The 24,954-nt window shown below is 46.9% G+C and carries 21 protein-coding genes; 16 read left to right on the forward strand and 5 right to left on the reverse strand.

The window, feature by feature from the left end:
- From QVP40_RS07935 to yqeC, 8 genes are all read left to right on the forward strand, one after another.
- On the forward strand, nt 1–751 hold a 751-nt coding region (locus QVP40_RS07935), incomplete at its 5' end, for an FAD-dependent oxidoreductase (RefSeq protein WP_288200395.1).
- Nucleotides 752–841: 90 nt separating this feature from the next.
- Complete coding sequence (gene xdh / locus QVP40_RS07940; protein ID WP_022067931.1) at nt 842–3,406, forward strand: selenium-dependent xanthine dehydrogenase; 2,565 nt, start codon at nt 842–844, stop codon at nt 3,404–3,406.
- A gap of 3 nt (nt 3,407–3,409) precedes the next feature.
- The gene (locus tag QVP40_RS07945) at nt 3,410–3,874 is read left to right on the forward strand and encodes a 4Fe-4S binding protein (RefSeq protein ID WP_022067932.1); all 465 of its coding nucleotides are present in this window, start codon (nt 3,410–3,412) and stop codon (nt 3,872–3,874) included.
- 260 nt (nt 3,875–4,134) lie between these two features.
- Entirely contained in the window at nt 4,135–6,411 is a 2,277-nt protein-coding gene (gene xdhA, locus QVP40_RS07950) for a xanthine dehydrogenase subunit XdhA (RefSeq protein WP_022067933.1), read from the forward strand.
- 16 nt (nt 6,412–6,427) lie between these two features.
- On the forward strand, nt 6,428–7,312 hold the full coding sequence (gene xdhB / locus QVP40_RS07955; protein ID WP_022067934.1) for a xanthine dehydrogenase subunit XdhB: 885 nt from the start codon (nt 6,428–6,430) through the stop codon (nt 7,310–7,312).
- Entirely contained in the window at nt 7,309–7,800 is a 492-nt protein-coding gene (gene xdhC / locus QVP40_RS07960; protein ID WP_022067935.1) for a xanthine dehydrogenase subunit XdhC, read from the forward strand. The genes xdhB and xdhC overlap by 4 nt, the downstream gene beginning before the upstream one ends.
- A 3-nt stretch (nt 7,801–7,803) precedes the next feature.
- Nucleotides 7,804–8,622 carry a selenium-dependent molybdenum cofactor biosynthesis protein YqeB gene (gene yqeB, locus QVP40_RS07965; protein ID WP_022067936.1) on the forward strand — a complete coding sequence of 273 codons (819 nt, stop codon included), beginning with the start codon at nt 7,804–7,806 and terminating at the stop codon, nt 8,620–8,622.
- A gap of 99 nt (nt 8,623–8,721) precedes the next feature.
- Nucleotides 8,722–10,131, forward strand: coding sequence for a selenium cofactor biosynthesis protein YqeC (gene yqeC, locus QVP40_RS07970; RefSeq protein WP_022067937.1), 1,410 nt, complete (start codon nt 8,722–8,724; stop codon nt 10,129–10,131).
- Between the two features lie 40 nt (nt 10,132–10,171).
- Here the strand turns inward: yqeC and QVP40_RS07975 are convergent, their stop codons facing one another.
- Entirely contained in the window at nt 10,172–11,539 is a 1,368-nt protein-coding gene (locus QVP40_RS07975; RefSeq protein WP_022067938.1) for an MATE family efflux transporter, read from the reverse strand.
- 523 nt (nt 11,540–12,062) lie between these two features.
- Between QVP40_RS07975 and QVP40_RS07980 the strand changes: the two genes are divergently transcribed.
- On the forward strand, nt 12,063–12,362 hold the full coding sequence (locus tag QVP40_RS07980) for a BMC domain-containing protein (protein WP_022067939.1): 300 nt from the start codon (nt 12,063–12,065) through the stop codon (nt 12,360–12,362).
- Between the two features lie 22 nt (nt 12,363–12,384).
- A complete protein-coding gene (locus QVP40_RS07985; protein WP_022067940.1) occupies nt 12,385–12,678 on the forward strand; it encodes a BMC domain-containing protein in 294 nt (97 codons plus the stop codon).
- Nucleotides 12,679–12,771: 93 nt separating this feature from the next.
- On the opposite strand, the gene arcC is transcribed toward QVP40_RS07985, so the two are convergent.
- The 4 genes from arcC to dpaL form a co-directional block, all read right to left on the reverse strand.
- Nucleotides 12,772–13,716 (reverse strand): carbamate kinase, encoded by a 945-nt coding sequence (gene arcC, locus QVP40_RS07990; protein WP_022067941.1) that lies wholly within the window; start codon nt 13,714–13,716, stop codon nt 12,772–12,774.
- A 79-nt stretch (nt 13,717–13,795) separates the two neighbouring features.
- A complete protein-coding gene (gene ygeW, locus QVP40_RS07995; RefSeq protein WP_022067942.1) occupies nt 13,796–14,989 on the reverse strand; it encodes a knotted carbamoyltransferase YgeW in 1,194 nt (397 codons plus the stop codon).
- A gap of 35 nt (nt 14,990–15,024) precedes the next feature.
- Nucleotides 15,025–16,335, reverse strand: a complete 1,311-nt coding sequence (locus QVP40_RS08000; protein ID WP_022067943.1) for a YgeY family selenium metabolism-linked hydrolase — start codon at nt 16,333–16,335, stop codon at nt 15,025–15,027.
- Between the two features lie 98 nt (nt 16,336–16,433).
- A complete protein-coding gene (gene dpaL / locus QVP40_RS08005) occupies nt 16,434–17,663 on the reverse strand; it encodes a diaminopropionate ammonia-lyase (protein ID WP_022067944.1) in 1,230 nt (409 codons plus the stop codon).
- A gap of 208 nt (nt 17,664–17,871) precedes the next feature.
- On the opposite strand from dpaL, the gene QVP40_RS08010 reads away from it, so the two are divergent.
- From QVP40_RS08010 to QVP40_RS08035, 6 genes are all read left to right on the forward strand, one after another.
- Nucleotides 17,872–19,116: a DUF1015 domain-containing protein gene (locus QVP40_RS08010; RefSeq protein WP_022067945.1), complete on the forward strand. Its 1,245-nt coding sequence runs from the start codon at nt 17,872–17,874 to the stop codon at nt 19,114–19,116.
- 49 nt (nt 19,117–19,165) lie between these two features.
- A complete protein-coding gene (locus QVP40_RS08015) occupies nt 19,166–20,377 on the forward strand; it encodes an SPFH domain-containing protein (RefSeq protein WP_022067946.1) in 1,212 nt (403 codons plus the stop codon).
- 17 nt (nt 20,378–20,394) lie between these two features.
- On the forward strand, nt 20,395–21,498 hold the full coding sequence (locus QVP40_RS08020; RefSeq protein WP_022067947.1) for a hypothetical protein: 1,104 nt from the start codon (nt 20,395–20,397) through the stop codon (nt 21,496–21,498).
- The gene (locus tag QVP40_RS08025) at nt 21,495–22,307 is read left to right on the forward strand and encodes a TPM domain-containing protein (protein ID WP_022067948.1); all 813 of its coding nucleotides are present in this window, start codon (nt 21,495–21,497) and stop codon (nt 22,305–22,307) included. Before QVP40_RS08020 ends, QVP40_RS08025 begins: the two co-directional genes overlap by 4 nt.
- Before the next feature lie 235 nt (nt 22,308–22,542).
- Nucleotides 22,543–23,961: a sodium:proton antiporter gene (locus QVP40_RS08030; RefSeq protein WP_138270599.1), complete on the forward strand. Its 1,419-nt coding sequence runs from the start codon at nt 22,543–22,545 to the stop codon at nt 23,959–23,961.
- Between the two features lie 15 nt (nt 23,962–23,976).
- Nucleotides 23,977–24,954 (forward strand): AAA family ATPase (locus QVP40_RS08035; protein ID WP_288200396.1); only part of this gene is annotated, 978 nt, incomplete at its 3' end.

The raw sequence follows: 24,954 nt of genomic DNA on the forward strand, positions 1-24,954 counted from the left end.
AGGGGTTACAGAGACAGATGAGATGGTGGAAGTGCCTGCGGATACTGTGATCGTAGCTGTTGGAGAAAAAGTGCCTGCAGAGTTCTATGAGGCCAACGGCATCAATGTAAATGAAAGAGGAAAGGCAAAGCTTGATCAGGAAACTCTGGAAACAAGCGTAAAAGACGTATATCTGGCCGGCGACGGAGCCAGAGGCGCTGCAACTATCGTGGAAGCTATCCGTGACGCGCAGCTTGTTGCAAAAGCAATCCTTGGCAGAGAAGTTGTTTCTGACAGAGCAGTTACAGGCACAGAAACAGAGTGCTATGAAAAGAAAGGCGTTCTGAAAGAAGAGAAGGACGCTGCAAAAGAAAGCGAAAGATGTCTTTCCTGCAGCAAGGTATGTGAGAACTGTGTGGATGTATGTCCAAACAGAGCAAATATCTCCGTTAAAGTACCCGGAATGGAAATGGCTCAGGTGATCCACGTGGATTATATGTGTAATGAGTGCGGAAACTGCAGGACCTTCTGTCCGTATGCAAGCGCTCCTTACAAAGATAAATTTACACTGTTTGCAAAACCAGAGGATATGGATGACAGCACAAATGACGGATTTGCTGTACTGAATGCAGACACAAAGGAATGCAGAGTGAGATTCCTTGGAAATGTAACAGAGTGTAAGGCAGACGATCCGGAAGATAAGGTACCGGGCGGAATCCGCGCACTGATCTGTGCAGTGATCGACGATTATTCCTATCTGCTGTTTAAATGATTACAGGGTCTGAAATGAAGTGAAGAAGAGCGTGTCTCTGTGTTTTGTGCAGGGATGCGCTCGTGCTGAATATATGTCAGGAGGAAAGTTATGTTCAGGTTTTATGTAAATGGAAAGGAATATCAGGAAGAAAAGGATATGAAGCTTCTTCGTTTTCTTCGTGATAAGCTTCATCTTACTTCAGTAAAAGACGGATGCAGCGAAGGCGCCTGCGGAACCTGTCATGTACTGATCGACGGGAAAGCGCAGAAGGCCTGTATTCCTTCTCTTTCTATGATGGAAGGCAGGCATATTATAACTGTGGAAGGACTTTCTGAGGAAGAAAAAGAGATTTATGACCGGGCGTTCGGAGAAGCAGGCGCAGTGCAGTGCGGATTCTGTATTCCCGGCATGGTGATCAGCGCCAAGGGGCTTATTGATCAGAATCCGGATCCTACCCGCGCTCAGGCGGCCCATGCGATCCGCAACAATATCTGCCGCTGTACAGGCTACAAAAAAATCATAGACGGTATTCTTCTTGCCGCAAAATATAAAAGAGAAGGACTTCCCGAAAAGAGGGAGTATGCCTGGAAGCTGGGAGAGCGTGTGCCCAGAGTGGATGTCCGTGAAAAGGTTCTGGGCTATGGCCAGTATCCGGACGATATCTATGAGGAGGGCATGATCTACGGAAGCGCTCTTCGTTCCGCCTATCCGAGAGCTCTGGTAAAAGCTATTGACACAGAAAAGGCAAAAGCGCTGCCCGGAGTGATCGGGATTTTTACAGCAGAGGACATTCCCGGAAGCGTAAAGGTGGGGCATCTGAAACAGGACTGGGACGGACTGATCCCTGTTGGAAAGATCACTCATTATCTGGGAGATGCGGTCGCTCTTGTTGCGGCAGAGACACCGGAGCTTGTGGAAAAGGCCAAAAAGCTGATTAAAGTAGAATATGAAGAACTTCCCATGGTTCGTGATCCTTATGAAGCAATGAAAGAGGATGCTCCTCTGGTTCACGAAGACGGAAATCTTCTGGCACACTGGCACGTGCACCGTGGTGACGCGGAAAAAGCCATTGCAGGTTCCGCCTATGTTCTTACAGAAAAATTCCGGACACCGTGGACAGAGCATGCGTTTCTGGAGCCGGAGTGCGCTGTGGCAAAGCCGGACGGAGAGGACGGGGTGATCATTTATTCTTCAGACCAGGGTGTGTACGATACCCAGCATGAATGTATGGCGCTTCTGGGACTTCCGGCTGAAAAGGTAAAGGTGCGCAATAAGCTGGTAGGCGGCGGATTCGGAGGAAAAGAAGACGTGACGGTCCAGCATCACGCAGGCATGATCGCCTATCTTACCAAACGCCCGGTAAAGGTAAAGCTTACCCGTGAAGAAAGTATTCTGATCCATCCCAAACGCCACCCCATGGACATGGAATTTACTATGGGCTGTGATGAAAACGGTATCATTCAGGGTGTGAAGGCAGCTGTTATAGCAGATACCGGAGCCTATGCCTCTCTGGGAGGCCCTGTGCTTCAGAGAGCCTGTACCCATGCCTCCGGTCCCTATAATTACCAGAATTTTGATATTGACGGAAAAGCCTACTATACAAACAATCCACCTGCCGGAGCTTTCCGTGGGTTTGGCGTTACCCAGACCTGCTTTGCAGTGGAAATGCTTCTTACAAAAATGGCAGAAAAGGTTGGCATTTCTCCCTGGGAGATCCGCTACCGCAACGCGATCCGTCCGGGACAGGAGCTTCCAAACGGTCAGCTTGTAGATGATTCCACCGGACTTGCAGAGACTCTGGAAGCGGTAAAGGAAGTGTATGACAGCCATCCTTATGCAGGAATTGCCTGCGCCATGAAAAATGCCGGTGTGGGCGTCGGGCTCCCGGACTGGGGACGCTGTAAGCTGTATGTGCACAATGGAAAAGTAGAGATCCACTCAGGAGCCTCCTGCATTGGACAGGGACTTGGAACGGTACTGGTACAGATGGTATCAGAAAAGCTGGGACTGAAAAGAGAGCAGATTTATTATGATGCTTCCAATACGTATAATGCGCCGGATTCCGGAACCACTTCTGGATCCAGACAGACTCTTGTTACAGGGGAAGCCTGCCGTCGCGCCTGTGAGAAGCTGAAAGAAGAGCTTGCTTATAAAACTCTGGAGGAGCTGGAGGGACAGGAATATCTGGGCGAATATCTTGCCAGAACAGACGCCATGGGTTCTGATGTAAAAAATCCTGTTTCTCATGTGGCCTACGGGTACGCAACTCAGGTGTGCATTCTGGATAAAAACGGAAGGATTGAAAAAATAGTGGCAGCCCACGACGTGGGACGGGCAGTGAATCCTCTTTCTGTAGAAGGCCAGATCGAGGGCGGAGTGCTCATGTCCACAGGCTTTGCTCTCACAGAGCAGTATGGACTGAAGGACTGCAGACCTCAGAATAAATATGGAACGCTGGGACTTTTCCGGGCAAACCAGGCTCCGGAGGTGGAAAGCATCATTGTAGAAAAAGAAGGCTTAAAGGTAGCAGAGGGAGCCATCGGCATCGGAGAGATCACCTCCATTCCTACGGCGCCGGCTATAGCAGGGGCTTACTATAAATATGACGGTCAGTACCGCACAAGCCTTCCGCTTGCCAATACGCCGTATGAGAGAAAGAAAAAGGGGGAATGATCTATGGCAAGATTTCCGAAAAAGACAGCTTATGTTGCATGTGACGGCGGAGAACGCTGCCACAGCTGTACATACGGCTGTATGAGCTGTTCCTCCTGCATTGAGGCCTGCAGAAAGGACGCGGTTTTTTATAATGAATATGGTGTGGCTGAAATTGAGGAAAGCAGGTGTATCGGATGCGGCCTCTGCGTGAAGGCCTGTCCTCAGGAAATCATCCATATTCATCTGACAGACAATCCTTTTATCGTAAAGTGTTCCAATAAGGATAAGGGAGCAGCGGCAAAAAAGGCCTGTGAAGCAAGCTGCATCGGATGCGGGATCTGCGCCAGAAACTGTCCGGCAGACGCTGTGGAGGTTCAGGACAATGTGGCGGTGATCAATGACGAGCTCTGCCTTGCCTGCGGAAACTGCGCGGTAAAATGTCCGCGGAATGTGATCCGGGATACAAGAGGGATTATTTTAAAATAATTTAAGAAAAAACACTAAAAATCAATGGAAAAAACCCTTATAATATGTTAAAATGAATAAAAGGAAATGGTTCCTGATGTTCTTATTCTGACTCAGGATACATATTATAAGAAAGTAGCATGGTTCGGAGCCGGACATACGTCCTGAGGGGAACACACACTCCCTGGACGCAGTCTGGCTTTTTCCATATTCTAAAAGCTTCAGGGAAATCTCAGACAGTCTGGGAGAATTCATGTAGAAAAGGAAAAGAAGGTGAAGAAATGGTTGGAAAAAGTATTCCAAGAGTAGATGCTTATGAAAAAGTTACAGGCAGAGCAAAATTTACAGATGATCTGATTCTCGACCGCGCTCTGGTTGCCAAGGTCCTTCACTCCACCATTGGAAACGGGATCGTAACATCTATTGATACCAGTGAGGCAGAGGCGCTTCCCGGAGTGGTAAAGGTAGTTACCTTTAAAGACGTGCCGGATCACTGCTATCCCACACCGGGACATCCCTGGTCTGTGGAGCCTGCTCATCAGGATATTGCGGACAGAAATATCCTTACAGGACGTATCCGCTATTATGGCGATGATATTGCTGCCGTTGTGGCAGAGGATGAAGTAACTGCGTCCAGGGCGCTGAAGCTGATCAAGGTTGAATATGAGGAATATCCGGTGGAGATCCATCCCAGAAAATCCATGTACGGAAGCAATCCTCCCATTCATTTTGATAAAAAAGACAATGTACTTGCCCGCTCCAACTTTTTTATCGGAAACGTGGACGAAGGCCTGGAGCAGTCAGAGACAGTTGTGAAAAGAAGCTACAAGACCTCCATTGTCCAGCACTGCCATATAGAGAATCCCATATCCTTTGCCTATATGGAAAAGGGGAGGATCGTTGTAGTTACTTCCACGCAGATCCCTCATATTGTCCGCCGTGTAATCGGCCAGGCTCTGGGAATCCCCTGGGGCAGGGTAAGGGTGATCAAACCGTATATCGGAGGTGGCTTCGGAAACAAGCAGGATGTGCTTTATGAGCCTCTGAATGCATTTTTGACTACTCAGGTAGGCGGCCGTCCTGTAAAGCTTGAGGTTTCCAGAGAGGAAACCTTCTGCAATACAAGAACCCGTCATTCTATTGAGTACGATCTCACTGCAGGCGTGGATAAGGAAGGTCATCTGCTTGCAAAAGATATGAAGGCATACTCCAGCCAGGGGGCTTATGCATCCCATGGTCACGCTATTGCAGCCAACGGCCTTACTGCATGGAGACTTCAGTATGCCTGCCCAAATACCAGAGGCGAGGCTTATACCATTTATACAAATACCCCTACAGCAGGAGCCATGCGTGCTTACGGCATTCCTCAGGCAGCCTTTGCCATTGAATGTCTGATGGACGATGTGGCGGCGGAGATTCATATGGATCCTCTTGAATTCCGGCGGAAAAATCTGATTCAGGGATATTATGAGGACGCTTATCTGAAGCCTATTGCAGCCAATACAAACGGGATTTTCCAGTGCCTGGAAAAAGGCGCGGAGTATATTCACTGGGATGAAAAGCGAAAAGAATATGCAGATCAGACAGGTTCTGTAAGACGGGGCGTTGGCATGTCACTGTTTTCCTATAAGACAGGTGTATGGCCCATTTCACTGGAAATTGCAGGCGCCCGGCTTTCCATGAACCAGGACGGAAGCGTTCAGCTTCAGATCGGAGCTACAGAGATCGGCCAGGGAGCAGATACTGTCTTTTCTCAAATGGCGGCAGAGACACTTCATATGGATGTGGAGAACGTCCATATTGTCACAGTACAGGATACCGATGTGACGCCGTTTGATACAGGCGCATATGCATCCCGCCAGTCCTTTGTTACCGGAACGGCTGTGAAGCAGTGCGCAGAACAGCTTCTCCAAAAGATTCTGGACTATGCCAAAACCCTTCTTCCGGAACAGGAGACAAGAGAACTGTCTCTGGATCACGGCTGGATCTATGCAGGAGAGGAACAGGTACTTTCTCTGGAGGCGCTGGCGCAGGAAGCCTATTACAGTCTCAGCAATTCCTCTGTGCTGACAGCAGAGGTGTCCACACAGGTGAAGAAAAATACCCTTGCCACAGGCTGCTGCTTTGCAGAGGTGGAAGTGGATATGAAGCTTGGAACCATACAGATTCTTAACATCATCAATGTCCATGACAGCGGAAAGCTTCTGAATCCGCAGCTTGCCCAGATGCAGGTGCACGGAGGCATGTCCATGGGCATGGGCTATGGATTGAGCGAGCAGCTTGTTCTGGACGAAAAAACAGGACGGCCTCTTAACGGCAATCTTTTGGATTACAAGCTGATGACAGCTTTAGACACACCGGATATCAAAGCAGATTTTGTGGAGCTGGATGACCCCATGGGACCTTACGGAAACAAAGCTTTAGGCGAGCCGCCTGCAATTCCGGGAGCTCCTGCGATCCGTAACGCGGTTCTCCATGCTACCGGCGTGGCATTTAATGAAATTCCTCTGACGCCTCAGCGGCTGATCGAGGGATTCAAAAAAGCCGGACTGATCTGAAAGGGGGAACGGAATCATGTATGATATTGAAAATTACTATAATGCCAGCACAATAGAGGAAGCCGTCAGGCTTTTGAAAGAACATCCGGATACCAGAGTGATCTCCGGTGGAAGTGATGTGCTGATCAAGATCCGGGAAGGGAAAATGGCAGGAACCTCTCTTGTGAGTATCCGTGACATTAAAGAACTGAACGGTATCACAAAAAAAGAAAACGGAGATATTTATATAGGGGCAGGAACTACTTTTTCCCATATTACCAACGACCCTGTGATTCAGGAAAATATTCCGGTTCTGGGAGAAGCCGTAGATCAGGTGGGCGGACCTCAGATCAGGAATATCGGAACCATTGGAGGAAATATCTGTAATGGTGCAGTCAGCGCAGACAGCGCGCCTACGGTGTTTTCTCTGAATGCCCTTCTTCGTATTGAGGATGGTAACGGAGGAAGAACCGTTCCGGTCCGTGATTTTTATCTGGGTCCGGGCCGTGTGGATCTGAAAAGAGGAGAGATTCTTACCCATGTGATCATTCCTGCAAAGGAATACCAGGGTTATCATGGAAACTATATTAAGTATTCCATGAGAAAAGCCATGGATATTGCAACCTTAAGCTGTTCCGTGGTAAGTAAGGTAAATACAGAAAAAAATATTCTGGAAGATGTGCGCATTACCTTTGGCGTAGCGGCTCCGGTTCCTTTCCGGTGTGAAAAAACAGAAGCAGCGCTGAAAGGACAGGAAATCAGCGAAAAACTGTACGAAATGACAGAGCAGAGCATCCGTCAGGAGATCAACCCGAGAGACTCCTGGAGGGCATCCAGGGAGTTTCGTCTGCAGATCGGCGGAGAAATCGCAAAAAGAGCGCTGAAGCGTACCATAGAGCTTGCAGGAGGTGACAGAAAATGATCAAAGATAAAGTTCTGGTCAGATGTGTGGTAAACGGAAAAGAAGTAGCCGAGTATGTGGATCCCAGAGAGTCTCTGCTTGACATGCTCAGAAACCGTCTGGGTCTTACTTCCGTAAAAAAAGGCTGTGAGGTAGGAGAATGCGGAGCCTGCACAGTGATCATTGACGGAGAGACTATTGACTCCTGTATTTATCTGGCAGTGTGGGCAGAGGGAAAAAACATCCGTACCCTGGAAGGTCTGGAAAAGAACGGGGATCTTACCCGTATTCAGGAGGCTTTTATTGAGGAGGGCGCGATCCAGTGCGGTTTTTGTACACCGGGCTTTGTTATGTCTGCAACGGTGCTTCTGGAGCGGGGCGAGGTGCTTACAAGAGAAGCTATCAAAAAACATATGTCAGGTAATCTGTGCCGCTGCACCGGATACCAGAATATTGTAAATGCAGTAGAAAAAGTAATGCTTGAACAGCAGGAGACCGAAGGAGTTTGATTTATGACACAGAATAACATACTGGTTGTCCGCGGAGGCGGTGATCTTGCCAGTGGAGTGATCCACAGACTTTACCGTTGCGGATACCGGGTGCTGATTCTTGAAAGCGCCAGACCCAGCGCGATCCGCCGGGAGGTGTCTTTCTGCGAGGCTGTTTATGACGGAGAGGCATTTGTAGAGGGCATTTTAAGCCACAGGATCCAGGATGTGGGTGAGTGTGCCGGAATATGGGAAATGGGCGAGATTCCTCTTCTGGTAGATGAGACAGGAGAAGCCATCAAAAAACTTCATCCGGCAGCAGTGATCGACGCTATTCTTGCAAAAAAAAATCTCGGCACAAACAGGGCAATGGCGCCTCTTACCATTGCTCTGGGACCTGGGTTTCTGGCCGGTAGAGATGTGGATTATGTGGTGGAGACTCAGAGAGGCCATGATCTTGGAAGGATCGTGGAAGAGGGCTGGGCAGCTCCCAATACAGGGATTCCGGGAATGATCGGAGGTTATGGGAAAGAACGAGTGATTCATTCTCCGGCAGCGGGTACGATACACAGCCGGGCGAAGATCAGCGATCTGGTAGAAAAGGATCAGGTAATTGCTGTCATCAGTACAGAGGAAAACAGAGAAATTCCTGTCTTTGCCACAATTTCAGGAGTATTAAGAGGAATGATCCGGGAAGAGTATCAGGTATCGGAAGGAATGAAGATCGCGGATATTGACCCACGGAAAGAACAGAAAAAAAACTGCAATACCATTTCTGATAAGGCAAGATGCATAGCGGGAACTGTTGTGGAAATTCTTTTGTCAGAAGGGATTGTTCCCTGAACAGAAGGAGCGGAAGAAGCCTGCCTGCTGTATGACGGATGCTTTAACCGGAGAGGAAAAGGCAGGAATACAATTATCAGGTGATCGAGGAACAGGATTATGAGACTTACTGAGCTTCTGGATATTGATGTAAACAGCAAAAAGATTATTTCAGTTGTGGGAGGCGGTGGAAAAACAAGCCTGATCTTCCGGCTTGCAGAGGAACTGGCAGAGCAGGGAAAAAAGGTCATTGTTACAACCACCACTCACATGGCTTTTGAGCCGGAACGCCCCTTTGCCAGAGACGGAGAACTGAATAAAGTCAGGGAAAATCTCAGAAAGTACGGCTATACGGTAGCTGCCTGTATGGAAAAACGGGAAGAAAAAAACTGGAAAAAGCCGGAAAATATTCAGAAATCCTCAGGTACGCACTGCAGCGCTTCCGAGGAGCAGAACAAAAACGGAAAACTGTTTACAGGAAAGCTTCAGGCGCTTCCGGAGGAGCAGCTTCAGGAACTGAAAAAAGAATGTGATGCAATCCTTATTGAGGCAGACGGAGCCAGACGTCTGCCTTTAAAGGTTCCGGCAGTCTGGGAGCCGGTAATTCCGGAGATGACCGATCTTGTGATCGGTGTGATCGGACTGGACTGTCTGGGAAAAGCAATCAAAGACACAGTTCACCGACCGGAATCAGCGGCAGAATTTCTGGGTAAATCTTCAAAGGAAAAGATTACGGAGGAAGATATCATACGGATTGCAAAGTCAGACCAGGGACTTCGTAAGTCCGTGGGACACAGAGGATTTCGAGTGTTTTTAAATAAAGAGGATGTTCTTAGTGACAGGAATTTGCCGGATAAAATAGTACAGAGACTGAGAAAATATGGCATTTGGGCCGTATGTGGCAGCCTGAAACAGGATATTTCTATTGTTATCCTGGCGGCGGGAAACAGCAGAAGATTTGGCAGCAACAAGCTGTTTTTTCCAATAGATGGCATTCCCATGTATTTACATACACTTCAGAAGGTTCTTCTGGTACAGAAAAAAATGAAACACAGGATTTCTTCCGTTATTCTTGTTACTCAGTATCCGGAGATCAAAAAAAATGCAGAGGCTCTGGGAGCCCGGGTGATATGGAATCCCCATCCGGAAGAAGGAATTTCCTCATCTATGAAGCTGGGGCTTCTGGAAGTAATAAAAGAAAAGCCTCAGGCGCAAAGCTTTTCTGCCTGCCGGGAAAATAATGCCTGCCTTTTTCTGGTGGCAGATCAGCCGTGGATAAGGTGCCATACGATAGAAGCTCTGATCAGGATGTATACAGAATCCGAAAAGGGCATGGCTGCCGCAGCAAAAAATGGACAGCCTGGAAATCCCTGTATTTTTTCCGGAAAATATTACCCGGAGCTTCTGGCTCTGACAGGCGATACCGGAGGGAAAAGGGTGATGAGAAAATACATGCAGGATGTGGCTCTGCTGGAAGTGCCAGATAAAAAAGAGCTTACGGATATGGACATCCCTCCGGATATTTCATAAAGCCATAAATATGGAAAATCAGAATCATAAAGCTGGTTTTTTATTTCCCCTTTGCTCCTTTTTTAAGCTCCGGCATTACGGTGAGAAGCATGGTAAAAAAGCTTGCGCAGCCGCCGATCAGGTTGGAGATAGGTTCTGCCCAGAATACTCCGTCCACACCCAGATTTCCGACTCCGGGTAAAAGAACAGTAAGGGGAACTACAATTAATACCTTTCGGAAAATAGAGAAAAATGTTGCTTTTCTGGCTTTTCCCAGAGCCACAAAGGTACACTGGGCTGTAAATTGCAGGGCCATAAAGCAGTAGCCGAAAAAGTAAATATGAAGAGCAGGGATTCCTCTGGCGATCAGCTCAGGCTCGCTGTTAAAAATGCGGATAAAAAATTCCGGAAACAGCTTCAGAAGCCCCCAGATGATCATTGTGTAGGATACACAGAGGACTGTGACAAATCTGATTGCTTTTCGCACACGATGGCAGGCGTTTTCTCCATAGTTAAAGCTCATAACAGGTGAAGCTCCGCTGGTAAGTCCATTGACAGGAGTGGTGGTGATCTCACGGATGGAGTTCAGCACAGTCATAACTCCAACGTAAAGATCTCCTCCGTACTGATGAAGGGTCATGTTGCAGAAAACCTGTACAATACTGTTGGTAAACGCCATCATAAAACCGGAAATTCCAAGAGACATGATGCTTTTTACCCGGCTCCAGCTAAGACGCATGGCATCTTTTTTCAGATGGAGAACTGCTTTTTTTCCTGTAAGAAACTTCAGAACCCACAAAGCAGAGCACATCTGGGAGAGAACAGTAGCGGTTGCAGCGCCTTTTACTCCCATATGAAAAACAAAAATAAAAAGCGGATCCAGGATGATATTCAGCACAGCGCCAATGAGAATCGTCAGCATTCCCATATTTCCAAAGCCCTGGTTATTGATAAAAGGATTCATTCCCAGGGTGATCATCACAAACAGAGTGCCAAGAAGATAGATCCGGATGTAATCCCGGGCATAGGGGTAGGTGACGTCGCTGGCGCCAAAGGCGTGAAGCAGAGGGTCATAAAAAAGATATCCAACAGCCATCAGAAGCACGCCCGTAAGAAGAAGCATGGAAAAGGTATTTCCCATAAGACGTTCTGCTTCTCTGTGATTTCCTCTGCCCCGTTCCATGGAGCACAGAGGGCTTCCTCCATTTCCGAAAAGATAGGTAAAGGCAGTGATCAGAGTAATGATGGGAAAACAGATTCCCACGCCGGTCAGCGCGGTTGTGCCTGCCTCCGGGATTCTTCCGATATAAATCCGGTCTACGATATTATAAAGAAGGTTCAGAATCTGCGCCATGGTCATGGGCACAGCCACTTCCAGAATATTTCTGTTTACATTTCCCTTTGAAAAATCTGTCTGATGAATTTTCATAAATAGACTCCTTGATTACAAAAGACGGGGCTCCATGAGAACTGGAATCAGATAAAGCCTTCAGATAGCCGTCTTATATTTCTGGAAATTATTATATAACAAATTTTATGAAAAACAAGCCAGACCTTCCGTAAGCATCCTGTAAAATCATGCACAGCGGTTTGTTAAGCTGTTTTTGGTAATAATCTGCATCATTTCACAGATGGAAACCAACAAAAACCAACACCCCCAAAACCACTGCTTACTCTGTTTGCATCAGCCTGGGAAAATGTCTCCTGAATAGTAACCTGATCAAAATGTATTCCAGATCGCCTTCGGTGATGGCATTTTGCCCTGTGTGTCCCGGGATTTTTGCATATACATGCCAAAACACCTTGCGGGACAGTAACCTGTGAACAGTAACACAAATCCACATTATTACAGGGATTTTTTGTTGAATTTCCTTGTATTTTAAAAGAAAAACAGGTATACTTATATAAATACAATTATAAAAAGTTCTTGATGTTTCATCATGGGAGGTATTATGGCGAAAAATTACAATGGTATGGCAGTGGGAGTATTTGAACTGGATAATCTGGTTGCCTGCTTTGTGGCTCTTGACGCTGCAGCCAAAGCAGCAAATGTAACGATCCAGAGTGTGGAGCGTAACCGACTGAAAAGCGGCGCCTGTGTGAAAATGAGAGGCTCTGTTTCTGATGTGAATGCTGCTATGGAGGTTGCTCTTGAGGCAGCTAAGCCGTTGGGACAGGTGGTAAGTCATACAGTGATCGCTTCTCCGACGGCTGATACGGAAACAGCCCTGGCAATGACAGTAAACAAATAAATAACAAAGTGAGGAAATCATTATGAGATACGGAGCGTTCGGACTGGTAGAGGTTCTGGGAAGCAGCAATGCGATTCTGGTGATCGACCAGATGCTGAAAACATCAGAGGTAGCCTTTCGTACCTGGAATACCAAATGCGGCGGTCATACAACCGTATTTTTAAGCGGAGACGTGGCAGCAGTTACGGCGGCAGTAGACAGTGTAAAAGGAAATCCGCCCTGTGAGATCATTGCAGCGGCAGTGATCTCCAATCCGTCTGAGGAGGCTGTGCGCCTGGTAGAAGAGGAAGTCGCAAAACACGCATCTGCAAAATAAATGCAGAAAAAAAGAGACTGGGGAAAGCTTTTGTCCATTGAGGTCAGGTTTTCCTGCAGGCTCCTTTTTTATTACAGATGGCATGATAAAAGTTTATGAATGGATCAGGGTTCCTGTTTTTCCCTGGATTCCGTCTCTTGCTTTTTCAAGAAGTGTGATCATGGCTGTGCGGCCGGATCCGGAGGAAGCAAAATCCATAGCTGCCTGAACCTTCGGAAGCATGGAGCCTGCTGCAAAATGGCCTTCGTCCACATATTTCTGCGCTTCCTCAACAGTGAGATCGCTTAACCATTCCTCATTTTCTTTGCCGAAATTAATGGCAACCTTCTCCACAGCGGTAAGAATGATCAGCATATCTGCGCCCAGCTCTTTTGCCAGAAGACTGCTTGCAAAATCCTTATCGATCACAGCGGAAGCACCCTTCAGATGATCTCCCTGAAGAGTAACCGGGATTCCGCCGCCTCCGCAGCAGATAACGATCTTATTGGCATCTACCAGGCTGTTGATGGCATCCTGCTCCACAATCTCTACAGGCTTCGGAGAAGCCACTACACGGCGGTAACCGCGGCCTGCATCCTCTTTTGTGATATAGCCGTAGGCTTTTTCCGCGTGTTCCGCCTCTTCTCTGGACATAAAATGTCCGATAGGCTTGCTGGGATTCTGGAAAGCAGGATCGTCCGGATCTACCCGCACCTGAGTTACAACAGTAACGACCGGAGTGCGCACAAAGCCTCTTTTGCGAAGCTCCTCTCTGAGCGCGTTCTGAAGATCATACCCGATATAAGCCTGGCTCATTGCGACACATACAGAAAGAGGCGTGTTGGGCTGGCTGGCGTCTTCCCGGGAAAGAGCGGCCATGGCATTGTTGATCATGCCTACCTGGGGACCGTTTCCGTGGACCACAACCACCTGGTGTCCGTCCTCGATCAGGTCGCAGAGAGCTTTTGCTGTTGTTTTTACAGCCATCATCTGTTCCGGCAGAGTATTTCCAAGAGCATTGCCCCCCAGAGCAATGACAATACGTTTCCGTTTATACATGTAAAAACCTCCTGATTGGGAAAAAGAGAAGGGCCGTGCAGAACAATGCTCCACAGGCCCTGTCGCTTTTTAGAATGATTTATTTAAGGATTCTCGGGGCTGCTTTTACTTCCAGTTTTTTAAGGATATCCTGCGGTTTTTCAAATTTGGAAAGCAGGATCATAGCAGCAATGATATATGGTTTGAAGCTTGCTTCTTTGTAAAGCGGAATTCTGTAGCGGTCAAATACGCTTGCGTCAACCTCGCCTGTCTCACAGCTTACTCCTGTGATATCAGCCGGCAGGCAGTGGAGATAAAGCGCTTTTCCGTCTTTTGTTGTTTTCATCAGCTCTTCTGTGCAGGCCCAGTCTTTGTGCTGTGCATTCTGAGCAAGAAGTTCTTTTTCCAGTTTGTCGATGCCGTCAAAATCACCTTCTGCATAAAGGTCTGTACGTTTTTCCATAGCAGCGAAAGGAGCCCAGCTCTTAGGATAAACGATATCGGCATCCCTGAATGCTTCTTCCATGCTGTTTGTCTTTGTGAAAGTACCGCCGGTAGCTTCTGCGTTCTTCCTTGCGATCTCTTCAACCTCAGGCATTACGTCATAGCCTTCCGGATGAGCAAGCACAACATCCATGCCGAAACGTGTCATAAGACCGATCACGCCCTGAGGAACAGAAAGCGGTTTTCCGTAGGAAGGAGAGTAAGCCCATGTCATGGCAAGCTTTTTGCCTTTCAGGTTCTCAACGCCGCCAAACTCATGAATGATATGAAGCATATCTGCCATACACTGAGTGGGGTGGTCTACGTCACACTGAAGGTTTACAAGAGTAGGTCTCTGCTCAAGGATTCCGTCTTTGTTGCCCTCAGTTACAGCGTCCATAAATTCTTTCTGATAAGCATGACCTTTTCCGATATACATATCGTCGCGGATACCGATCACATCAGCCATAAAGGAAACCATGTTGGCTGTTTCGCGGACAGTTTCGCCGTGAGCAATCTGAGATTTTTTCTCATCCAGATCCTGAACCTGAAGGCCAAGAAGGTTGCATGCAGAAGCAAAGGAGAAGCGGGTTCTTGTGGAGTTGTCACGGAAAATAGAAATTCCGAGACCGCTCTCAAATACCTTTGTGGAAATGTTGTTTTCTCTCATAAAACGGAGAGCGTCTGCAACAGTAAAAACAGCTTCCAGCTCTTCATCTGTCTTATCCCATGTCCAGAAAAAGTCGTTATTGTACATCTCCCTGAAATTCAGTGCATTTAATTTGTCAATATAATCCTGTAAAGTTTTCATAAATGATCTCCTTATTTATATTATAGATATTATTCTTACTTGCAGTAGGAAGCCGGAAGAGCTGCGTAAACAGCCGCGCATCTTACCAGGTCGATCTTCCATGTTTTTTCGTTCGGTGCATGAGCCTGTGCCTCTGCTCCGGGGCCGAAGCCGATACACGGGATTCCGTTGCGTCCCATAATAGAAACGCCGTTTGTAGAGAAGGTCCACTTGTCTGTAAGAGGACGGGATTTTCTCATTTCTTCTGTCTCTGCGTTTCCAAGTCTTGTTTCACCATACAGATTCCTGTATGCATCTTCAAGAGCCTTTGTTACCTTGTGATCCTTCGGAATTGCCCATGTGGGGAAGTAGCACTCGATCTCATATACACATCCGGTGTAGGATGGACGGTCGTAATTGTACATGGAAACCACAACATCATCTCCGTATTTTTTCACACTTGGAAGGTTGCGGATCTCGTCAAGACAGCTTTCCCAGGTTTCACCGAAGGTCATACGTCTGTCAAGGGATACTGCGCAGGAGTCAGCAACTGCACAGCGGCTTGGAGAGGTGTAGAAGATCTGAGAGCAGGTGATGGTACCGCGTCCCAGGAATCTTGCTTCTTCCCAGTCCGGATTGTATTTCGGGTTCAGCATTTTTACCAGACCCTTGATCTCTGTTTCATCAGCGTCATCGTTTTCATTAAGAGCGCGTACGTCCTGAAGAATATCTGCCATTTTATAGATGGCGTTGTCACCGCGCTCAGGAGCAGAGCCATGGCAGGAAACACCTTTTACGTCAACACGGATTTCCATACGTCCTCTCTGTCCTCTGTAGATACCGCCGTCAGTAGGCTCTGTGGAGACAACAAATTCCGGACGTACCTTGTCTTCATTGATGATGTACTGCCAGCAGAGACCGTCGCAGTCTTCTTCCTGAACAGTTCCCACTACCATGATCTTGCAGCCCTCAGGGATCAGGTCAAGATCCTTCATGATTCTTGCGCCGTAAACAGCAGATACGATACCGCCGCACTGGTCAGATACGCCGCGGCCGCCGATTTCTTCATTAGTCTCATAGCCTTCATATGGATCGAATTCCCAGTTTTCCATATTGCCGATACCAACAGTGTCAATATGTGCATCGTAGGCAATGATTTTATCTCCGGTTCCCATGTAGCCGATTACATTTCCCTGAGGATCGATCACAACCTGGTCAAAATCCAGCTTTTTCATTTCAGCGGCGATTGTGTCAATATGAGCTTTTTCATCACAGCTTTCGCCGGGATTTTTTACGATTGCTCTTAAAAATCTGGTCATGTCCTCCAGATAGTTCTGAGCCGCTTCGTTAATTTTTGAATAATCCATTGTAAATACCTCCCATAATAAATCAGTTGATAAAATTAGAATTTGTTTTGTATCAGTGACCCGATGATCACTGTAAAGAACAGGCTGATTTCCGTCAGTTATTCGCTGAAGGACTCCTCTGTTCCGTAAAGTCCGTCCCATACGATTTCACGGTAGCGTACCGGATCTGTATCTCCTTCTGTGGAGATTACAAGAATGTTGGAGTTTTCATCAAGCTTCAGAGTCTTTTTCAGATCTTCTGCATCTTTGTCATGAAGGGCAGTGTAGCAGAGACCGAGAGGCACAGAGCCGGATTCTCCGGAAACAATATGAGGATCTCCCTCAAGCGGGTTTGCGTAGATTCTGGTAGCTTTTGCGCTCATCCAGTCAGGACAGGATGCAAATACGGTTACATGATTTCTTAAAATATCCCATCCAATGGTATTTCCTTCGCCGCAGGCAAGACCTGCCATGATAGTCTGAAGATCTCCGGTTACGTTTACAAGATCTCCGGTTTTCTTCTCGGCTGAGCGATAGAGACAGTCTGCCGCGGCTGCTTCGCATACAACCATTACCGGAGGATTCTCTTTGTATTTGTGAGCAAAATAGCCAACTACTGCTCCGGCAAGAGAACCGACGCCTGCCTGCACAAATACATGAGTGGGACGTTCTACACCCTGTTCCTTTAACTGCTGATCTGCCTCCATGACCATGGTTCCGTAACCCTGCATGATCCAGGAAGGAATTTCTTCATAGCCGTCCCAGGCAGTATCCTGAACAATGATGCCGTGTTCTGTTTTTGCAGCCTCGGCAGCAGCCATTCTTACACAGTCATCATAGTTGCATTCTTCAATAGTAACAGTTGCGCCTTCTTTGGCAATGTTATCAAATCTTGTTCTGGTGGTTCCCTTTGGCATTCTTACCACAGCCTTCTGTCCAAGGCGGCTGGCAGCCCATGCAACTCCGCGGCCGTGATTTCCGTCTGTGGCAGTGAAGAAGGTTGCTTGCCCGAATTCTTCTCTCAGCTTATCAGAAGAGAGTACGTTGTAGGGCAGGTCGCTGATATCCCGTCCAAGCTCTTTTGCTATGTAGCATCCCATGGCGTAGGAGCCGCCCAGCACCTTGAATGCATTCAGACCAAAACGATAGGATTCATCCTTGCAGAAAATATTTTTTACACCCAGATAGGATGCCAGAGAAGAAAGCTTCTGAAGAGGCGTCACTGTATACTGGGGGAAGCTTTTGTGAAATTCATTTGCTTTTTTTACATTTTCTTCAGACATTAATTCCAGGAAAGTATCGTCGGATTTGGGAACTTCATTAAGCGTCCATTTTAATCCTTCAGTCATGTAAAATCCCTCCTTAAAAAATTTGTTTTACACTTATTGTTTTTGCTTCTGTTAAGTCTATCATATCATAAATAATGAATTTTGCAATAGAAAATACAAAAATTTTTAGGTTTTTCAAAAAATATTTAGCGACATTGAAAAGACAGGGTTCCTGTGTTAAAATCAACGTATATTTTTACAGTAAAAAAGAAGGAGGAGGACAGTTATTATGGCAGTTTTTCAGGCATTCCGGGCGCTGCGCCCAACACCGGAAAAAGCAGAGCGCGTGGCAGCGCTTCCATATGATGTGGTAACAGAGGAGGAGGCCCGTGAGACAGGAGATAAAAATCCGTTTTCTTTTCTCCATGTGGACCGGGCGGAGATCGACCTTCCGGAAGGAACCGATCCATATGACAGCATCGTATACGAAAAAGCAAAAGAAAATCTTTCTGCAATGGAGGCAGAAGGAACCTTTATTCAGGATGAGAAGCCCTGCTATTATATTTATGAGCTCACAAGAAGGGGAAAAACTCAGACCGGTATTGCAGGCTGCTGCTCTGTGGACGATTATCTGAACGGAGTGGTAAAAAAACATGAGCTTACCAGAGAAGATAAGAAGCAGGACCGTATTTGTCATGTGGATGTCTGCAACGCCAATACAGGACCTATTTTTATGGCATGCAGATATACAGAGCCGCTTCTGTCCCTGATGGAACAGTGGAAAAAAGAGCATGCGCCTGTTTATGATTTTGTCACAGAGGATGAGATCGGCCACAGAGTGTGGGTGATCGACGGGGATGAGGAAACTGAATTTATCAAAAAAGAATTTGGAGAGATTCCTTCTTTTTATATTGCAGACGGTCATCACCGGGCCGCTTCAGCCGTAAAGGTAGGACTGAAAAGAAGAGAGGAACATCCGGATTATACAGGAGAGGAAGAGTTTAATTATTTTCTTTCTGTGGTATTCCCGGAAGATCAGCTTACGATCCTTGCCTATAACCGGGTGGTGAAGGATCTGAACGGCGTGGCGGAAAAAGCGTTTGTAGGAAGCCTGAAATTTAATTTTGAACTGATGGTCATGCCGGGATTTCCCTGTAAGCCGGTGGAAAAGCACTGCATGGGCATGTACGTGGGAGGCGAATGGTATCACCTGAAGGCCTGGGAGGATATCTGGCAGGACAAGGATGTTGTAGCACAGCTGGATGTCTCTCTTTTGCAGGATAAGGTACTTGCTCCTGTCCTGGGGATCAAGGATCCAAGAACAGATCAGAGGATCCGGTTTGTAGGGGGAAATCATAAGCTTCGGGAGCTTCAGGAAATGGCTGACGAGACAGGAGGAGTGGCGTTTGCCCTGTATCCCACCTCTATGGAGGAGCTGATGCAGATTGCAGATGAAGGCAGGCTGATGCCGCCAAAATCCACATGGTTTGAGCCGAAGCTGAGAAGCGGACTTTTTATTCATAAGCTTTCCTGAAAAGGGAGAAGATCACAGCAGAAAATGGATTGACAGAAGGGAGAACATTATGGGACTGATCAGAGCAGCAAAAGGAGCAGCGGGAGGAGTCTTCGGGGACCAGTGGAAAGAGTATTTTTACTGTGAATCCATGTCTTCGGATACACTTGTATCAAAAGCCCGCAAAAAAACTTCACGGCGTTCCTCAAACAGACACGGGTCTGAAAATGTCATCAGCAACGGTTCCGTGATTGCAGTAAATGACGGACAATGTATGATCATTGTAGAACAGGGAAAGGTAGTGGACGTATGCGCAGAACCGGGAGAATATGTTTATGACAGCTTTACAGAACCGTCCCTGTTCTGCAGTGACCTGGAGGACGGGATCGTTCAGGTGTTTGACCAGATCGGAAAACGCTTCGGGTTCGGCGGAGAAACTCCGGAAGATCAGAGGGTATATTTTATAAATACAAAAGAGCTGACAGGAAACAAATACGGAACACCGGGGTCTGTGCCGTTCCGTGTGATCGATGCAAACCTGGGACTGGATATTGATATTTCCGTCAGATGCTTTGGAGAATACAGCTACCGTATTGCAAATCCGATTCTGTTTTACACAAATGTCTGCGGCAATGTGGAAAGCGAATTTACAAGAGAGGAGCTGGACGGACAGCTGAGAAGCGAGCTTATGACTGCTCTTCAGCCGGCGTTTGCCAGAATCTCCGCAATGGGGATCCGCTACAGTGAGCTTCCCGGACATACCATGGAGCTTTCTGATGCTCTGAATCAGATCCTGTCTGAAAAGTGGGAAAAGCTAAGAGGAATCCGTATTGTATCTCTGGGCGTTTCCAGCATAAAGGCATCGGAAGAGGATGAGGCAATGCTGAAGGAACTGCAGAAAAATGCAGTGTTCAGAAATCCGGCTATGGCGGCTGCCCATATGGTGGGAGCCCAGGCCTCAGCCATGCAGGCCGCAGCGTCCAATCAGAATGCAGGCCCGGCCATGGCCTTTGCCGGTATGAATATGGCGTCAAATGCCGGCGGAGTGAATCCGTCAGAGCTTTTTGCCATGGCCCGGAACGATCCGTCTCAGAGAAGCGCACAGCAGGAGGTACAGTCTCCGGTACAGCAGGACAGCTGGGTGTGCTCCTGCGGAAATGTCAATAAAGGAAAATTCTGTTCCGAATGTGGAAATCCGAGACCGTCCGGACCCTGGGTATGTTCCTGCGGAACGGCAAACAAAGGGAAATTCTGCTCTGAATGCGGAAGGCCAAGACCATAAGAGAAGGGGGATAAAGGATGGAGATCCTGAACTACAAATGTCCCAACTGCTCTGCCGGTCTTGAATTTAACAGTAAAACACAGAAAATGGCCTGTGAGTACTGTGGAAATTCATACACAGTGGAAGAGCTGGAGGAGCTGGAAGAACAAAAGGAAGAGCCTTTAAAGGAAGAGGATTCCAGGGGGCACTGGGAGGAATTTGACCCGGAAGCCTGGAATCCGGACGGCGGAGAAATTTCTGTATGGAGCTGTCCCTCCTGCGGAGCTGAGCTTGTGGCAGAAAAAACAGCAGGAGCGCTTGTGTGCCCCTATTGCATGAATCCGATGATCATGCCGGAGCAGTTTCAGGATATTTACCGGCCGGATTATGTGATACCATTTAAAAAGTCAAAAAAGGACGCTCTGGATGCCCTGAAAAAACACTATCTGAAAAAACCGCTTCTTCCCTCTGTTTTTAAAGACGAAAATCATCTGGAAGAAATAAAGGCAGTGTATGTGCCTTTCTGGATGTACGATCTGGAATCCTCCGGCCGTTTCCAGTATCAGGGAACCAGAGTCAGATTCTGGGAAACAGAAAAATATGAATGTACGGAAACAAGCTTTTACCATATTGTCAGAAAAGGGAGCATGAAATTCTGCCGGATTCCGGTGGATGGTTCGGAAAAGATTGACGATACGATGATGGAAGCGATAGAACCCTACGATTACCAGGAACTGGAACCTTTTCAGCTTTCTTATCTGTCCGGTTATATGGCAGACAGGTATGACAGAGAACCGGATGAGCTGACAGACCGCGTACATGCAAGAATGGAAGAAAGTATGCGCCGGGCAGTGCGGAATACGGTGATCGGATACGATACGGTGATTCCTGTGCAGGAGGATATCAGGATCACAGGAAAAGGTCAGGTAAAATATGCGCTTCTTCCGGTGTGGTTTCTGAATACAAAATGGAATGGAAAAACTTATTCCTTTGCCATGAACGGACAGACAGGAAAAATCATCGGCGATCTTCCGGTAGGAAAAGATCTGCTGATCCGGTACTGGATGAAATATCATATATTTTCTGCTGCTGTCATTTTTGTTCTGTTTGTGATACTTATGCTGGCGGGGGTGATCGGATGAAAAAATTACATAAGCTTCCGGGCTTTCTGCCTGTACTTTTATGTCTGGCAGGAATCATGTGGCTGCCGGTATCTGTACAGGCAAAGGTATATGACAATTATGGGATTTTAAATGAGGAAGAAACAACAGCACTGGAAAAAGAGCTTGCAGAGATTGAAGAAGCCTATCAGTTTGAGACCGCATTTCTTATTACAGACAATGTGGGAGAGGAGATGGATTATCGTCAGTATGCTGCCCGCTTTATGCAGATGAACCAGGTGGGATACGGAGAAAGCAATGAGGGATTATGTGTGTTTCATCAGCCGGATGCCCGGAATATCACCATTGTATTCCGGGGAAAGGCCCAGGATCAGTTTACAGAAAAAATCCAGGACAGGATGCTGGATCACTGCACAGAGAAGCTGAAAAAGGACGATACTCTGGGCGCGTATCAAAGTATTGTAAAGGATCTGGAGCAGGGACTTTCCCGTGTCAGTCAGGGCAAAAAGATCCGCCTCATGGATATCTCTGATACGCCTCTGGCCCTCTCGCTTCTGAAGTGGTTTCTGATTTCCATAGCTGCAGGCGCAGTGCCGGCTTTTGCAGCATCCTGGTATCAGAAGAATCGGATGAAGACAAATGTGATCCAGACAAATGCAGATCTGTATGCAGAGGCAGAGGAAACACAGTTCAGTCAGATGAGAGACATGTATATACGCAGAGCTGTGACCAGAAGGAGAAAACCGGAAAATAAAGGCGGAAATAACGGTTCTTCCGGCTCGTTTACAAGCGGAGGAGAAAGCTTTTCCGGATCCGGCAGAGATTATTAACAGGAATTTATACAAAGAAGGAGTCAGGTGGACTTCTTCTTTGTATATTAGACAGAAAAGAATGAGCAAATCCGCAAAAAAATTGTCAAAACCCCATGAAAAATGCACAAAAAACAGGGCGATATATCATATAAATTGCATACATGCACAATTGATTTTTGACTTTCATATGTTATAATTTTTTTGTTAAAAAACTTATCCGGGGGTGACGTAATTGAAAAAAATTCTTACTTTTATGAGTGTTGTCCTGGCTGCAGTTCTGGCCTTTCCGGCCAACGTATGGGCAGCAGGCAGCGGTGAGGCGGCAGCGCAGGTTCCGGTGTGGCTCTGTATTCCTTTTGCCGGACTTCTTCTGTGCATAGCAGTAATGCCGCTTGTAAAAGGCGAATGGTGGGAAGCCCATCAGCCGCTGGTGGTCGGATTCTGGATCGCGGCCATGGTGATTCCGTTTATTGTAGTATACGGAGCAGGAAAAACAGTGGAAACAGTGCTGGAATGCACGGTCAATGATTATCTGACCTTTATTATCCTTCTGTTTGGCCTTTTCTGCGTATCAGGAAATATTACCATGGAAGGGGACTTTGCCGGTTCGCCGAGGATCAATGTAGGTCTTCTTGCTCTTGGCACACTGCTTTCAAGCTGTATCGGTACCACAGGAGCCAGTATGCTTATGGTGCGTCCTGTGATCAAAATGAATTCATGGAGAAAGCGAAAAAGCCATATTATGGTGTTCTTTATTTTTATGGTATCCAACATGGGAGGCTGTCTGACACCGATCGGTGATCCGCCGCTTCTTATGGGATTTATGAGAGGCGTTCCTTTTTTCTGGAGCCTTCATCTTCTTCCCATGCTTCTTTTTAATATGGCTATTCTTTTGTTTGCATTTTATCATCTGGATAAATGGGCATATCGCCGGGATATTGCAGAGGGCCGTAAGCCGGATATCAGCAAACCCGGTACAGAGTTCAGAATCGATGGTCTGCACAATATCGTATTCCTTCTCATGATCGTAGGTGCGGTTATTTTAAGCGGAGTGCTTCCGGGAATGCCGGCTTTTCAGGATGGGGCAGGAAACGTAAAAGGAATCCATATTTTCGGAGAGGTTACATTAAGTTTCCCGGCGCTGATCGAGATCGCAGTGATCCTTCTGGCAGCATGGCTGTCCTTCCGTACAACAAAGCAGGAGATCAGAAGAAGAAACCATTTTACCTGGGGCGCGATCAAGGAGGTTGCAGTTCTTTTTATCGGTATCTTTATTACTATGCAGCCGGCTCTGATGCTTCTGAAATCAGTAGGACCTGAGCTTGGTCTTACCCAGCCGTTCCAGCTTTTCTGGGCAACAGGAGCGCTTTCCAGTTTTCTGGATAATACTCCTACCTACCTGGTATTTCTCACAACAGCAGGAACCCTTGGAATCACAAGCGGAATCGCCACATCTCTGGGAACAGTTCCGGCAAAGCTGCTTTCTGCGATTTCCTGCGGAGCAGTATTTATGGGAGCCAATACATACATCGGAAATGCGCCGAACTTTATGGTGAAGTCCATTTCTGATGAGAACGGTGTGAATATGCCTTCTTTCTTCGGATATATGCTCTGTTCCCTGGCGTTCCTTGTACCTGTATTTATCATAGATACTTTTGTATTCTTTTTGTAAGGAGGGCGGACAGATATGGAAGACAATCAGAAAAAATATACAGAGCTTGCCAACCGGATTTACGATCTGGACGGAGCAGTTTATGAATGTGTAGGATCTTCTCTTGGCCGAACCTTTACAGAAGGAAGAGAGAGAACAGTCCGGACTTTAAGCATGCTGATGTATACAAAGCCGGACGGACATCTTCTGAGAAGTGAGCTTGCTCTTATCAGCAACATGGCCCGCACCATTAAAAACAAAGAAGAAAAATCCAGGATGATGAAAGAATATAATGAGATCCTTATGGAGATCGAGAAGCTGCCGGACGTATTCGGCAAGGTGGATATCCTGGATGATGAGAGAGTGCGTCTGAATCTGGCGGCAAAAAGAGAAAAGCTGTCAGAAAATGACCATCTTGTGATCTGCATCAGCCGTACTCAGGGAAGCGCAGGAAATGACATCGGTTTTGAACTGGCGGACAATCTTAAGATCAATTATTATGACGTGGAAATCTTTGACCAGGTTATGAAGCGTCTGGAGGCAGATAAGGATGCAGTCAATGACGCGGAAAACTTTGTTGATTTTAACAAATATACGAAAAAAAGCGGCGGAAGCCTGAAAACCAGATTCCGGGAGTTTAACCGTTATCACGGCCTTCCAAAACAGGATGCAGTATTTTTTAATATGAGCGATCTCATCTGTAATCTGGCAAAAACAGAAGACTGTATTATTATGGGACGCTGCGCAGATATGATCCTGAAAAACAATCATATCCCTCATATCAGTTTGTTTATCAGTGCTCCGTTTTCGGTTCGTGTGGAACATATTATGGCTGTCAGAAACATGAATCTGAAGCAGGCAGTGAGGTTCCTGAAAAAAATGGACAGACAGCACAGAAAATATTATCAGTTTTATACCGGTGAGAAATGGGGAAAACCGGAAAATTATGATCTGTGCATCAACAGCGCAAACTATGGCATCAAGGAAACCATTGATGTGATCAGAAGAATGATC

The organism is Blautia sp. CAG:257, assembly GCF_000433815.1.
Taxonomy (GTDB): Bacteria; Bacillota; Clostridia; order Lachnospirales; family Lachnospiraceae; genus Blautia_A; species Blautia_A caecimuris.